This window comes from Streptomyces sp. RLB3-17, from assembly GCF_007113425.2.
GTDB lineage: Bacteria > Actinomycetota > Actinomycetes > Streptomycetales > Streptomycetaceae > Streptomyces > Streptomyces mirabilis_D.
On sequence record NZ_CP041610.2, the window covers coordinates 11,911,708 to 11,926,099 of the forward strand.

The following is a 14,392-nucleotide window of genomic DNA, read 5'->3' on the forward strand; positions in this document are numbered from 1 at the left end:
ATGAGAGCCGGATGCCCACCAGTGAGCTCTTCCTGAAGGATGTCATCGACATCAAGGAAGACGTCCATGCCGGCGATTTCAAGGTCGAGCTGTCCGGTGGGTTCACCGAAACCGATGCTCGCGTGGCGGAGTACGTGGTCACCGAGCAGCTGCAAGGGGCCTTCCGGAGCGCGCTCGGGCTGGTCGGGGCGGCGGTCAGGTCGGGGAACTCACACGCCGCCTACCTGCACGGATCGTTCGGTGCCGGTAAGAGCCACTTCCTGACCGTGCTGCACGCCGTGCTGAACAACAACGCGGCGGCCCGCTCCAAGCCCCGGCTGCAGGAAGTCATCGCCGAGCACGACCACTGGCTGCGCGACAGCCGGTTCCTCATGGTGCCGTACCACCTCGTGGGCTCCACGGACCTGGACTCGGCCATCCTCGGCGGGTACGTGCACGCGGTGCGCTCCCTGCACTCGGACAAGCCGACCCCCGCCGTCTACCGGGCCGACTTCGCGCTCGCGGACGCGCGCAGGCAGCGCGAGTTCCTCACCGATGACGCGAAGTTCGTGCAGTGGCTCGGGGATGGGGCCGCCGCGGTGGCCCCCGGCGGCGGTGTCGCCTCGGACAGCGATGACGACGACCTTGACCTGCTCGACGCAGACGATGCCGCCCCGGCCGCCGGCAGCTGGACCTCCGCCGACCTGACACGTGCCTTCGACGCGCCCGCCGGGGACCCCTACCGCGAGGCACTCGTGTCCGCGCTGCTCTCCGGGCCCATGGCGGCGTACGCGCAGGGAGCCCGCGGCGACAAGGACGCCTTCGTCCCGCTGGAGAACGGGCTGTCCGTCATCTCCCGGCACGCCAAGTCCCTCGGCTACGACGGCATCGTGCTCTTCCTCGACGAACTGATCCTCTGGCTCCAGGCACACATGGGCGAGCAGGACTTCGTACGCGACCAAGTGCAGCGGCTGGTCAAGCTGATCGAGTCCGGGGACGCCGACCGGCCCGTACCGATCGTGTCCTTCATCTCGCGTCAGCGTGACCTGTCCCAGCTCATCGGCTCCGACGTGGCGGGCGCCGAGGTGCAGAACCTCGAGCAGCAGATCGAGTACCTGGCCGGGCGTATCGACGTCGTCAACCTGGAGGACAGCAACCTCGTCGAGATCATCAAGCGCCGCGTGCTGGAACCCAAGCCCGGGATGGAGCCGGTGCGCGACGAGGCCTTCACGCTCGTCGAGTCGTCCAAGGACGAGGTTCGGCAGGTGCTCCTCGATGCCCACGGACGGACCGAGGCCAGCTGGGACGACTTCCGCACGCTGTACCCGCTCTCGCCCGCGCTGCTCAACGTCCTCGTGGACCTCTCCGGAGCGCTCCAGCGCGAACGCACCGGTCTGAAGCTCGTCCAGGAGCTGCTGCGGCGCCGTCGCGACGACCTGAGGATGGGGGAGCTGATCCCGCTCGGCGACCTGTGGGATGTCATAGCGTCGGGCACCGGTGAGGCGTTCACCGCCAAGCTGCGCCGGGAGTCCGAGATCGCGCACCGCTTCCACGCGCGCGTGCGGGCCCATCTGCTGGAGAAGCACGGGTCCGTCGACGACCCGCGGTACCGGCGGGACGACCGGCTCGTCAAAACGCTGCTGCTCGGCGCGCTGGCCCCCAATGTGCCGGCGCTGGCACGGCTGACCGGGGGACGGCTCGCCGCGCTCAACCACGGCACCATCAGGGCCCGGGTTGGGTCGGCCGGATCGGTCGCGGTGAAGGCGCTGCGCGACCTGCAGGCCCAGGGGTTCGGGGAGCTGAGGAGCGAGGGTGACGCGGACCCGGTGTTCCATCTGCACCTGTCCGACCTGGACGTCGAACCGCTGCTCGAAGAGGTGCAGGGGGTCGCGGACAAGGACGGCCACCGCCGACAGTGGATCAAGGACCAGCTGTGGTCGGCCTTCGGTATCCGGGACACCCAGGCGTTCGTGTGCGAGCGCGAGATCGTCTGGCGGGGCACCAAGCGGACCGCCGAGTTCGTCTTCGGTAACGTGCGCGATCCGCATCTGCCCGACGAGCAGTTCGAACCGCAGATGGACGGCAACATCCGTTTCGTACTGGACTATCCCTTCGACGAGCCTCAGCGCTCGCCCATCGAGGACGTCCACCGGATCGAGACCCTGAGGCGGTCGGGGCGGACCGGGAGCACGGTCGTCTGGCTGCCCGACTTCTTCTCCGAGCAGCGGGCCCGGCAGCTCGGCCGACTCCTGAAGATCAACTATCTGCTGGAACGCGACCGCCTCGACGACGTCACCGCCACCCGCTCGACCGAGGAGCGGATCCAGATCCGCCACCAGCTCAAGGCACAGAGCGACAACCTCACCACCCAACTCTCCGCCGTTCTCGAGCAGTTGTACGGGATCAGCAAGGCGGAGGCCGCGAACGTAGGGGCCGAGGTACCCGCGGACCAGCACCTGTGGTCGCTGCGGCCCGGGTTCACGCGGAAGAAGCCCGAGCCCGGGGTCGGCTTCGAGAAGAACCTCTACGCCCTCGCCGACGAGATGTTCGCCGTGCTCTACCCGAAGCACCCCGACTTCGACCCCGCCCTCACCCGCAAGGCGGTCACCCTGCGCGAGCTGAAGACCGCGCTGGAATGGATCGGGCGGGCCATGGAGAGTGGCGAGCGCCGGGTCGTCGTCGACAGCCACCAACTGGCCATGGTGAAGAAGATCGTGCACCCGCTGGGACTGGGCGAGGTGCACGACGGTCCGCTGAACGTCAGCCGCGACTGGCGGCTCCGGATCAACCAGAAGGCCGCCGAGGCCCACGCCGGGACGGACCTGTCCGTCGAGGACGTCCGTAAGTGGATCGGCCAGCTCGGGTTCACCGGCCTGGAGAAGAACGTCAGCAACCTGATCATCGCGACGTACGCGCTCCTCGACGACCGGACTTGGGTGTACCAGACCTCGCCTCTGCAGCAGGCTCCGGAGCTGGACAAGATCGGTCCCGGCTACGGTCTGCGTGCCGTCGAGCTGCCGACCGAGGAGGAGTTCGCGACCGCCCGCGAACGGGCCGGCAGGATCTTCGGCGTTCCCGTGCCGCCCGTGCTCTTCGCGCCGAACGTCTCCAAACTCGCCACTGGCGTACGGGAAGTGATCGCGAAGTACCGGGACGCCGTGAGTGGAGCCCGGGCCGTATTGCAGAAGCGGGCCGAGGAGCTGGGGCTGCGTGGACCGCAGGGCGCGGACGCTCCGCGCATGAAGTCCATGAAGGCCGCGGCGGACCTGGTCGCCCGACTCGCCCGCAGTGACGACGCGACCGTGGTGGTGCGCGAGCTCGCGGCGGTGGCGTACGACGTGACCGACCAGGAGATCGGGGCAGCCCTCAAGCAGGCCCCCGAGGTGCTGGCCGCCCTGGATGACACCAACTGGAAGCTGCTGGGCAGCGTGCGCGGTTTCGCCGGGCGGGACGACAGCGTGGGTGACCGGGCGGCACGGTTGGTCCGCGTCGTCGAGGAGACCGCCAACGACCACGAGCAGGCCCGCTCGCTCGTCCCCGTACTCGGACAGCTCCAGGACCAGGCACTGGCCCTCGTCAACGAGGTGGCACGCCTGGCGCAGGTCGCCCACCCCGTGGTGCCGCAGCCGCAGCCGACCGCGGACGACGTCAGCTTCACGGAACACGGGCAGCCGGTGGTCCAGTCGGGGCCGGTCGTGACGGAGGGCGAGCCCCGGCGGGTCGACGGTGGCGAGCGTGCTGTGGACGTGCCCGCCCGGGACGTACACCCGGGGGCTCCGCATCTCGTCGAGCCCACTCGGCTCGAAGCGTCCCTCGCCGCCACGGTCGCCGATGTGGAGGAGGAGATCAGGTCGTACCTCGCAGCCCATCCGGGCACGCGCATCCAGGTCACCTGGCGTCCCGTGCCCGTCGACGGCCGGGAGGCCGGACACTGATGGGCGCCGCTCTGCCCCAGGTGGGCCGCCGCACCATCGAGGCCCTTCTCGCCACGCACGCCTCCGGGCTAGGAGACCGGCGTCTCGTTCTCGTGCACGGGCGCTACTCGGCAGGCGCGCCCGAGGAGTTCACCGTGCGGACGGGGGAGGAGACGCGGCGCGTTCGCGTCAGCCACCAGGCGTCCGTCCTGGGCATCCTCGAGGAGTGGACGAAGCACCGGGACAAGGCAGCCGGTGCGGACCTCCTCGTCGTCACCACCGGCGTCGACGACGGTCAGATCGGCTGGGACCTGCGCGGCCAGGCGGTACGGCGGCAGACGCTCACCGTGGAGAACGCCGAGATCGTCATGCAGCGCTTCGGAGCCGCCGGACTCGACCCGCGCATGTACGACGAGGGGTGGCTGCTGGAGGCGCTTCTCGACGCCGAGCCTTCCCAGGGCTGGAAGCGCGCCGGTTCCGTCCTGACACGGGACGCGGCACTACGCGCGCTGGTCGTGGCCCGGCTCGGGCTGGGTAACGGCGACGACGAGGCCGGCCCCGCGTCCGGGGCTGTCGTCGATCTGGACGCCCTGCTCACGTGGTCCCGTACGCCCGCGGGACCCTTGCGCTTCGCGGAACTGGACCCGACCGAACGGGACGAGCTGAAGAAGTGGCTCGGTGAGACCACGGGCCCCGCGGCACCGGTCCTGATGTCCCTGGCGGAGACCGGACGCGGCCAGGACGCGATGCCGCTCGGTCTGCTGGGAGCCGTCCTGCGCGACCAGGCCGCGAGCCCGGACGTGGTGCTCGCCGTGGGCGGCCTGTTCGGGCAGGTGATGCCGCGCCGGACCGAGCTGCAGTCCTTCACCGAGGCCGTCGAAGGCGCCCTCATCCGCTGGATCGGAGAGGCTCGGCACAACGCCGCCGCCCGGGCGCGGGTCTTCGCCGTCCTCGACCGCGCCGACCAGCTCGCCGAGGGCGCCGGACTCACCCCGGCTCTCGAATCCAACCGCTTCCTGCCGTCCAGCTTCACGGCCCAGCTGCGGCACGTGACGGCAGCGGCCCGCACCTCCCCGGCAGCGGGGGAAGCGGCCCTGGCCGAGCTGAACGCGCACATGCTGGCCCGACTGAACACGGACCGCGTCGGCGTGGCCGAGATGGCCGTAAGGACCGCCCGCTGGCTGGCACTTCCGCGGCCCACGGTGACATCGGTGGCGGCCGGAGTACGGGGCCAGGCAGGAGACTGGGGCTGGGCGGACCGGGCGCTCGCCGTACTGTGGGCCGGAGACCCCGACGGAGACACCGCCACGGGCGAGGACCTCCGCGCTCTGTACGAGGCGGCCCGGGAGCGGCGCGAGCGGTTGGACGAGGAGTTCGCCCGGCGGCTCGCGTCCTGGACACCGAACGCCACCGCGCTGCACCCCGGCGGCTGCCTGGTCGTCGAGAACGTACTGGCCGAGGCGGTCAGGCCGCTGGCCGGCGACACGGCTCCGCTCGTCCTCGTACTGGACGGCATGAGCTCCGCGGTCGCGGCCCAGCTGGGTGAGGAGGTCGAGCGCGAGGGCTGGACCGAGGTCGTGCCCAGGGAGGCGGGCTCGGAGGAAGAGCCGCAGCGGATGGCCGCGGTGTCCATGCTCCCCTCGGTCACGGAGGTCAGCCGCGCGTCCCTGCTCACCGGTACGGCGGTCAAGGGCGGGCAGACAAAGGAGAGGGCGGGCTTCGCCGCCTTCTGGAGTCAGCGGCGACTCGACGCCCTGCTCTTCCACAAGGCCGGGATAGAGGGAGGAGCGGGAAGTTTCCTCTCCGAGGAGATCATGGCCGCGCTCGCCTCGGACGCGGTCGTCGGCGTCGTGCTGAACACCATCGACGACGCCCTCGACAAGGGACAGCAGGGACGGCGCACCCAGTGGAGTCTGGGTGACGTCACATACCTGCGGGAACTGCTGTCGGCGGCCAAGGGGTACGGGCGCCCGGTCGTGCTCGTGGCGGATCACGGGCATGTGCTGGAACGAGGCGCGAGTGAAGGACCCTTGGGGGACGAGGGTTCGGGGCCCGGCTCGGCCCGATGGCGCACGGGCACGGTGAAGGACGGCGAGGTCCAGCTGTCCGGGCCCCGCGTACTGGAGGGCGGCGGCACCATCGTCGCGCCCTGGCGGGAGGACATCCGCTACACCGGCCGCCGGGCCGGGTATCACGGCGGGGCCTCGCTCGCGGAGGTCACCGTGCCACTGCTCGTCCTGGTCCCCGACCGGGACCTGGTGCCGAGGGGCTGGGAGGCCCTGCCTCGAGAGCAGGCCGTCCCGCGGTGGTGGGCTCCTCACAAGGGTGGGCGGCCCGAGGCCGTTGCCATGCAGGAGACACCGCGCAAACCGAAGCGGGGGAAGCCGAGGGAGCAGCCCGCGAGCGAAGGCCTCTTCGCCGCTGCCGACCTCGTGGCACCCGCCGCGGACGGAGCCGCCCCCGCCACCCTGGGCGAGCGCGTGGTCGCCAGTGAGGTGTACGAGGCGCAGAAGGAGTACGTACGCAAGGCTCCCGAGAGCAAGGTCGTGGCAGCCGTCATCGACGCGCTGGCCGGGGCGGGCGGCACCATGTCACCGGCCGCGCTCGCCGGTGCCATCTCGGCGACCGGGCGGGTGCGGCGCAACATCGACGGGTTCATCGCCACCGTGCAGCGGCTGCTCAACATCGAGGGCTACCCCGTCCTCGGCTTCATCGACGCCGGGCACACGGTGAAACTCGATGTGACCCTGCTGCGCGACCAGTTCTTCCCGAAGGAGAAAACGTGACGTCGTCGCCCGACGTGAGCGCGGTCCGGCGGCGAGAAGTCGTCGACGCACTGCGCCGGGGCACCGTGCCGCACTCCGGGCTCGACCTCTTCGCAGTCGGCCTCGACCGGTTCACTAGCGCCCTCGACGATGATGTGGCCACGGTGGCGCGGGGCGGGGCCGCCTTCCACGCCATCCGTGGCGAGTACGGATCCGGCAAGACCTTCTTCGCACGCTGGCTCGCCGAGCGGGCCAAGCGCGCGGGGCTCGCCACGGCCGAAGTGCAGATCTCCGAGACGGAGACACCTCTGCACCGGCTGGAGACGGTGTACCGCCGGCTCACCGAGCGGTTGTCCACGGCGACCCACCAGCCCAGTGCGCTGCGCGCGATCGTCGACTCCTGGTTCTACACGTTGGAGGAGGAGGTCCTCGACAACGAGGACGTGGACGAGGACGACGAAGCGGCACTGGGCGAAGCCGTCGACGTGCTGATGGAGCGTCGACTTGCCGAAGTAGCCCGCACCACACCGGCGTTCGCCGCGGCGCTGCGCGGGTACCGGCGCGCGGTCGCAGCCGACGACGCGGCGACCGCGGAAGCCCTCATCGCCTGGCTCGGCGGTCAGAAGTCCGTCGCCGCATCAGCACGCCGGGCCGCCGGGGTGCGGGGCGACCTCGACCACTTCGCGGCACTCGGTTTCCTGCAGGGTCTGCTCACCGTGCTGCGGGACTGCGGCCACCCCGGTCTGCTGGTCATCCTCGACGAGATCGAGACCCTTCAGCGTGTGCGTGGTGATGTCCGGGAGAAGGGACTCAACGCGCTGCGGCAGCTTCTCGACGAGATCGACGCGGGACGCTTCCCAGGGTTGTTCCTCGTCATCACGGGGACGCCCGCTTTTTTCGACGGTCAGCAGGGCGCGCAGCGGCTTCCGCCGCTCGCGCAGCGGCTGGCGACCGACTTCACCACCGACCCGCGCTTCGACTCTCCGCGTGCGGTCCAACTACGGCTCGCGGGCTTCGACTTGGAGCGGCTCGGCGAGTTGGGCAGGCGCGTGCGCGACCTGTATGCGGGCGCTGCCCGGCATCCGGAACGAGTCGAGCAGCAGGTGGACGACGCGTTTCTCATGGAACTCGCCACGGCTGTCACCGGCGGACTCGGGGGCAAGGTCGGGGTCGCGCCCCGCGTCTTCCTGCGTAAACTCGTCGCCGATGTCCTCGACCGGGTGGATGAGTTCCCAGACTTCGATCCACGCAAGCACTACGCGCTCACCATCGCGGACGGCGAGCTGACCGAAGCGGAACGCAACGCGGCAGCTTCACGCGCAGATGACATCGACCTGGAGATGCCGTGAGCGGCGTCGATGATCTCGAACCCGCACTGGTCCACCACATCGTCAACACGCTCGGATGGCCAGGACTGCGCCCTCTGCAGGAGGAGGCCATCGGGCCGCTGCTCGCGGGTGACGACGCGATCCTTCTGGCGCCCACTGCCGGAGGCAAGACGGAGGCCGCGTCGTTTCCGCTGCTATCGAAGATGGTGCAGCAGAAGTGGTCGGGGACGTCCGTCCTCTACGTGTGTCCGCTCAAGGCGCTGCTGAACAACCTGCTGCCTCGGCTGGAGACGTACACCTCCTGGCTCGGACGCACGGCGGCCCTGTGGCACGGGGACGTCACTTCCGGCGCGCGGAAGCGGATTCTGGCCGCGCGGCCCGACATCCTGCTCACCACGCCGGAGTCGCTGGAGGCGATGCTGGTGAGCGCGAACGTCGATCACACCTCCTTCTTCTCCGGACTGCGCACCGTAGTGGTCGACGAGGTGCACGCCTTCGCGGGAGACGACCGGGGATGGCATCTGCTGGCCGTCCTGGAGCGGCTACAGCGTGTCGTCGGACGTCCCATCCAGCGAGTCGGGCTGTCCGCGACGGTGGGAAACCCGGACGAGCTGCTGCTGTGGCTGCAGGGATCCGGGGCGGGGAAGCAGCCGTCCTCGGTGGTGGCACCGCACCTGGCAGATCCGAAGCCGGAGACATCGGCAGCGGCGTCGCCGCCCCCGCCGGACATCCAGCTTGACTACGTGGGCTCCGTCGACAACGCCGCCACCATGATCGCGGCTCTGCACCGCGGCGAGAAACGGCTCGTCTTCTGCGAGTCCCGCAGGCTCGTCGAGGAACTGGGCGAGAAACTGCGCGCCAAGGGCGTGACGACCTTCCTCTCCCATGCTTCCCTCTCCGTCGACGAACGCAGACGCGCGGAACATGCCTTCGCCGAAGCCCGCGACTGCGTCATCGTCTCCACGAGCACCCTCGAACTCGGCATCGACGTCGGCGATCTGGACCGGGTCATCCAGATCGATGCCCCGCTCACTGTCGCTTCCTTCCTGCAACGGCTCGGACGCACCGGACGCAGACCCGGGTCGTCACGCAACTGCCTGTTCCTCGCACTGGACCGGGATGGACTCCTCGGAGCTGCAGCCCTCCTCGTGCAGTGGTCGCGCGGCTGGGTGGAGCCCGTCGTCGCCCCGCCGGAGCCACGGCACATCGTGGCCCAACAGCTTCTTGCGCTGTGTCTTCAGGAACCGCAGGTCGGGGACCGCCTCTGGCAGGAGTGGTGGAACGGCCTCGGCCCGTTCGGCCAGTCCGCCGAGCCGATCGTCCGGCACCTGGTCGACAATGGCTACCTGGACCGTGACGGAGGACTCCTGTTCATCGGCCCGGAGGCCGAACGGCGCTTCGGACACCGGCACTTCATGAATCTCACGGCGGTGTTCACCGCGCCTCCGCAGTTCACCGTGCTGCAAGGCCGCAGGGAGATCGGCCGGACGGATCCGAGCCTGCTCACCGAACGGATCGACGGACCCCGTCGGTTGCTGCTGGCTGGGCGGAGCTGGCAGGTCACGTACATCGACTGGAAGCGCAAGCGGTGCTTCGTCGAACCCGTCGACGGCGGCGGCAGAGCGAAGTGGAGCGGTGCCGGGCTCGACTTCGGTATTTCCTTCGAACTGACGCGCGCGGTACGGGAAGTGCTCCTGGGGGCGAACCCACCGGTGGACCTCACGGCGCGTGCGGAGAAGTATCTGACCGAAGCGCGCGAGCACTTCATGGAAGAGGTGCATCCCGGAGGCACGGTGATCACCCGCGGCTCCGGCGGATACGTGAAGTGGTGGACATGGGCCGGCCATCGGGCGAACGCCACACTTGCGGCCACGCTGGCCGAGGTTTCCGTACCTGCTCAGCAGATCAACGATTGCTGGATCCGGCTGCGTGAGGATCTCACTCTCGACGATTGGAAACAGGCTTCGGCTGCCGCACCGGACCACCTGTGCCTGCCGGAGGTCGACGAGCGGGCGGTGAAAGGACTGAAGTTCGCCGAGGCACTGCCACCCAGGCTCGCCGAGTCGACGCTTGCGAGGCGGCTGGCGGATCTGCAGCCGGCAGCGCAAGTGCTCTCTGAACCGGTGCGCTTTGTTATGCGTCCCCTATAAATACCTGGTTCCTGTGAGAAGCCGCTTCTGCTACCCGTCCTTCCCCGCACGATCTGGCACGCGTATGGCACGGCCTCTCTGTGTGATCGTTCCGCAGCTCGGATTGTGGGAACGACATCGGCCCGGCTTACGGAGGCCGAAGCAACCGCTGCCCTGTCGTGAGGTTCCCCCGTCATGCGGGAGCCGCTGATCAGCTGGTCAGCAGGGGTTGACGGGTGTTCAGATTCGTTGGTTCGGCCGTCGCCTGCTCGGCGTAGTGCTTCTCCTCGAACTCGACCGGGCTGAGGAAGCCGAGTCGTTCCTGGATGCGGCGGGAGTTATGGAAGCCGTCGATGTACTCGAAGAGCGCGAGGTTCGCCTCGGCCCTCGTGGTGAAGGTGCGGCCACGGAGGATCGGGCGGGTGGTTGGGAGGGCGCTGTGCTCTCTTCCACACTGATCGCCGACGATGGTGATCACCGGCCTCTGTGTGCCGCCGTTGCCGTCAGGATTGCCGTCGGGGAGGAAGGACGGTGCCGGTCTGATGACAGCAGCACAGCGGTTACTGCTGGGCGAGTTCAACCGGTCGTTGCAACACCGGGCTGTTGTAGTGAGCGTAGTTGCTCCTCGAAGACCTCGGCTGGTGTCCGCCAACCGAGGGTCTTGCGGGGCCGGTTGTTGATCGCCAGGGCCACGGCTTCGAGGTCTGCGGACGACCACCGGGACAGATCGGTGCCCTTCGGGAAGTACTGACGCAGCAGCCCGTTCGTATTCTCGTTCGTCGGTCGTTGCCAGGGCGAGTGCGGATCGGCGAAGAACACCTTCGTCCCGGTTTCGACGGCGAACTGGGCGTGGCCCGAGAGTTCCTTTCCGCGGTCCCAGGTGAGGGTTTTGCGCAGCTGCTCGGGCAACTGCGCCATCGATGCCGCAAGCGCCGTGTTCATCGCGATGGCGCCATAGCCCCCGAGCGAGGGACCGTTCTTCACGGGCGGATTCCCGCCCCAGCCCTCGAGCCGAGGCAGGTGCACGAGGAGCGTGGAGCGGCTTCCGGCGCAGAGGAGGAACCGGGGCGTGGGTGAGCAGGAAGACCAAGTCCTTCGATTGGTCTGCTGTGGCCAGTTGCCAGCAGGACCCTGATGGGCGTCGGGCCGTTCGCCGGTCCCTCGGCTCGAGGGACCGATCATGGTGTGACGTGTGGTGGTGTCAGTGCTAGGCCCTACCCTGCTCTCCAGGCATTCGGCACGAGGTGGGAGTCGACACAGGTGGCTGAGGAGTACCAGGAGTTCCGGTTGCGGCTGCCCGGTGGACGCGGGCTCGAACCGGCGCGAGGCGTCTTGCTGGCCGAGGCGGGGACCAACGGGAGCCGCGTGTTCGTGATCCGTGCCGGGTCGCCCGCGCGCGCTGATGTGGTGCCGTCGTTTCCGAGCCGCTTTCCCGGCAGGTTCGAGCGGCGCGAGGAGTTGAAGGCCCAGGGTGTGCTGCGACCCTCCACACGGTGGCCGGGCTGGCTCGAACTGACCGAGGACGTTCCCTGCGGATCGCCGTCTTTTGCCGCGTCGCTGCTGATGGGTGCCTCCCCCAAGCCCTGGAGGACGGCGGCCGGGGTGCCGCTGCCCGACTTCATGGGCGACACATGGGGCGGCCCGCATCGCACCTGGCTCGTCCGCGGCTCCAACGTCTCCGGCCTCGACCTCGTCCAGCGCCTCTGGCTCCCCGAGGGGCGAGTCAGCCTCGCGGCCTCCCGGCTGCGTCAGGGCGTCGAACAGGGGCCCGCCAAGGAGCAGCTGCGCGCGCTCGTTCAGGAGGACTACGACTCCACGGCGACGTACAACCAGGAGCTGGAGCTCGTGGACGAGCTTCATTCCTTCCTCTCCCGGATGAAGTCCGGCGACACCGTGTGCACCATCTCAGGAGGTCGTCTCTATGTGGGCGAGCTGACAGGACCTGCCGAGCAGGCGGTCTCGGAGGACGGGCGGTCGAACCTGCGGCGACCGGTCGAGTGGCAGAGCATCGGATACGCCTACGACGAGCTGCCCGAGGAGCTTCAGCAGAAGCTGTCGGTTCAGCACGACGTCGTGGAACTCACCTCCGTGCAGGCCCTGGTCGAAGGGCTCGGGCTCAGCGATGAGGAACTGGCCGACGAGGCCGCGGCCATAGAGCACGACCCGAGCGCGGAGATCCCCGCCATCACGGCCCGGCGCGAGCTGGAACTGCCCCAGCCGACCGGCGAGCTGGCCGGGGAACTGCTCGTCCACGACGTGGCGTGGCTGCGCGAGGTATGCGGACTGCTGTGGGACGAGCGGCAGTTGGTGCTCTACGGGCCGCCGGGGACGGGTAAGACGTACCTCGCGCTCAAGTTGGCGGAGTTCCTCGGAGGTGGCCCCGAGCAGGTCAAACTGGTGCAGTTCCATCCCTCCTACGCCTACGAGGACTTCTTCGAGGGATTCCGTCCCAAGGAGGACCCGCAGACCCGGGAGGTCGCCTTTCGGCTGACCGCCGGCCCGCTCCGCGAGCTGGCCGATCTGGCTTCTCGCGAGGGCAACCGGCACATCCCGCACTTCCTGATCATCGACGAGATCAACCGGGCCAACCTGGCGAAGGTCTTCGGCGAGCTGTACTTCCTCCTGGAGTACCGCAACAAGTCGGTGCGGCTGACCTACTCGGGCGACGACTTCGCACTGCCGCCGAACCTGTTCGTCATCGGCACCATGAACACCGCCGACCGGTCCATCGCGCTGGTGGACGCCGCAATGCGGCGCCGGTTCGCCTTCGTCGAGCTGTCGCCGCGCACCGAGCCCACCAGCGGTCTGCTCAGGCGGTGGCTCCACGCCCAGGACCGGGACGGCGAACCGGCGGACCTGCTGGACGCGCTCAACTCCCGCATCGACGAACCGGACTTCCGCATCGGCCCCTCCTACCTGATGAAGAAGGGCGTCTACCGGGACGGCGGTCTGGAGCGCACCTGGCGCACGAAGATCCTCCCGCTGCTCGAGGAGCACCACTACGGCGAGGGCGTGGACATCGAGAAGCGGTACGGGCTCGCGGCGCTCAGAGCTGCGCTCTCGTGACGGACACCGCCGTCATCGAGCTGGTGGAGCACGCCCCGGCAATCGGCCGTCCGCTCCCGGACGCCGTCGGCCGGGCGCTCGCCGCCTCGCGGATCGTCGACGCCGCCCCTGATCCATATACCGCCGGCCAGTGGGTGTTGCGCGCCGGCAGCAAAGTCGGCGCGGTGACCCTGAACGTCCCGGACTGCGCCCCCGTCACCGTACGGATCGTCCCGAAGGTGCCCATCGCCCGCCTCTTCTTCCTGCTCGGCTACAGCCTCGACTCACGAGGCTGGCGTGACGAGCAGGTCGAGGTCGCCGAGCACCGCGACCTGTTGCCCGCCCTCGCCCAGGCCGCGGAACGGCAGATCGACCGAGCGCTGCGCCAGGGGCTCCTGCAGGGGTACCGGGACGCCGAGGAGACCTCCCTCGTCGTCCGCGGCCGGATCCGCGAAGCCGAACAGATCCGCCGCCACTTCGGCGCGACGCTGCCCGTCGAGATCGCCTACGACGAGTTCACCACCGACATCCCGGAGAACCGCATCCTGCGCGCCACCGTGGAACGGCTGCTGCGCCTGCCCGGTGTCGCCCGTGACGTGCGCCGCCGCCTGCTGCACCAACGCGCCCGCCTCGCCGACATCACGCCGCTGGTACCCGGTCAGGCACTCCCGGAGTGGCACCCTACGCGCCTGAACTCCCGCTACCACCAAGCACTCCACCTCGCCCGCGTGGTTCTGACGGACTCCTCGCCCGAGCATGCCGCCGGTGCACTGCGCATCGACGGGTTCCTGTTCAACATGAACAAACTCTTCGAGGACTTCGTGACGACGGCACTGTGCGAGGCGTACCGAGGCACGGACCACAGCTGCCGTCTCCAAGACCCGCACCACCTCGACGAGGCGCGCACGATCCGCATGAAACCCGACTTCGTCCTGTACGGGCCCGACCGCTGCCCGCACGCCGTGGTGGACGCCAAGTACAAGAAGGAGAAACCCGACGGCTACCCCGACGCCGACCTCTACCAGATGCTTGCGTACTGCACCGCCCTCGGCCTGCCGGAGGGCCATCTCGTCTACGCCAAGGGGAACGCCCCGCACACTGCGCACCAGGTGCGGCACGCGGGCACGATCATCCATCAGCACGCCCTGGATCTCGACCAGGCGCCGGACGGGCTCCTGGGGGAAATCCGGTCTCTCGCCCATGTAATAGCGGCTGACCCGCCCGTATGATCA

Annotated in this window: 7 protein-coding genes and 1 pseudogene; 6 read left to right on the plus strand and 2 right to left on the minus strand. The window is 69.2% G+C overall.

Annotation, left to right across the window (positions count from 1 at the left end; translation table 11 throughout):
* Nucleotides 1–11 precede the first annotated feature (11 nt).
* Genes FNV62_RS53960 through FNV62_RS53975 form a run of 4 tightly spaced genes read left to right on the plus strand, consistent with a single transcriptional unit; the run spans nt 12 to nt 10,136 of the window.
* Nucleotides 12–3,914, plus strand: coding sequence for a PglY protein (locus FNV62_RS53960; protein WP_144316319.1), 3,903 nt, complete (start codon nt 12–14; stop codon nt 3,912–3,914).
* Nucleotides 3,914–6,679 carry a BREX-2 system phosphatase PglZ gene (gene pglZ, locus FNV62_RS53965; protein WP_144316320.1) on the plus strand — a complete coding sequence of 922 codons (2,766 nt, stop codon included), beginning with the start codon at nt 3,914–3,916 and terminating at the stop codon, nt 6,677–6,679. Before FNV62_RS53960 ends, pglZ begins: the two co-directional genes overlap by 1 nt.
* Complete coding sequence (gene brxD / locus FNV62_RS53970) at nt 6,676–8,007, plus strand: BREX system ATP-binding protein BrxD (protein ID WP_143606188.1); 1,332 nt, start codon at nt 6,676–6,678, stop codon at nt 8,005–8,007. Before pglZ ends, brxD begins: the two co-directional genes overlap by 4 nt.
* Entirely contained in the window at nt 8,004–10,136 is a 2,133-nt protein-coding gene (locus FNV62_RS53975) for a DEAD/DEAH box helicase (protein ID WP_144316321.1), read from the plus strand. The genes brxD and FNV62_RS53975 overlap by 4 nt, the downstream gene beginning before the upstream one ends.
* A gap of 190 nt (nt 10,137–10,326) precedes the next feature.
* Here the strand turns inward: FNV62_RS53975 and FNV62_RS53980 are convergent, their stop codons facing one another.
* Both FNV62_RS53980 and FNV62_RS53985 read right to left on the minus strand, forming a co-directional pair.
* Complete coding sequence (locus tag FNV62_RS53980; RefSeq protein ID WP_164657685.1) at nt 10,327–10,593, minus strand: IS3 family transposase; 267 nt, start codon at nt 10,591–10,593, stop codon at nt 10,327–10,329.
* Nucleotides 10,594–10,691: 98 nt separating this feature from the next.
* Nucleotides 10,692–11,159: pseudogene (locus FNV62_RS53985) on the minus strand (IS30 family transposase); the annotation flags it as partial.
* A gap of 216 nt (nt 11,160–11,375) precedes the next feature.
* On the opposite strand from FNV62_RS53985, the gene FNV62_RS53990 reads away from it, so the two are divergent.
* Nucleotides 11,376–13,181 carry an AAA family ATPase gene (locus tag FNV62_RS53990; RefSeq protein ID WP_144316323.1) on the plus strand — a complete coding sequence of 602 codons (1,806 nt, stop codon included), beginning with the start codon at nt 11,376–11,378 and terminating at the stop codon, nt 13,179–13,181.
* On the plus strand, nt 13,178–14,389 hold the full coding sequence (locus tag FNV62_RS53995) for an McrC family protein (protein WP_144316324.1): 1,212 nt from the start codon (nt 13,178–13,180) through the stop codon (nt 14,387–14,389). Before FNV62_RS53990 ends, FNV62_RS53995 begins: the two co-directional genes overlap by 4 nt.
* Nucleotides 14,390–14,392: the final 3 nt, after the last annotated feature.

What these genes read in the sequence shown, in the direction of transcription:
- FNV62_RS53960 (WP_144316319.1), top strand. Translation starts at nt 12, where the DNA reads ATGCCCACCAGTGAGCTCTTCCTGAAGGATGTCATCGACATCAAGGAA.
- pglZ (WP_144316320.1), top strand. Translation starts at nt 3,914, where the DNA reads ATGGGCGCCGCTCTGCCCCAGGTGGGCCGCCGCACCATCGAGGCCCTT.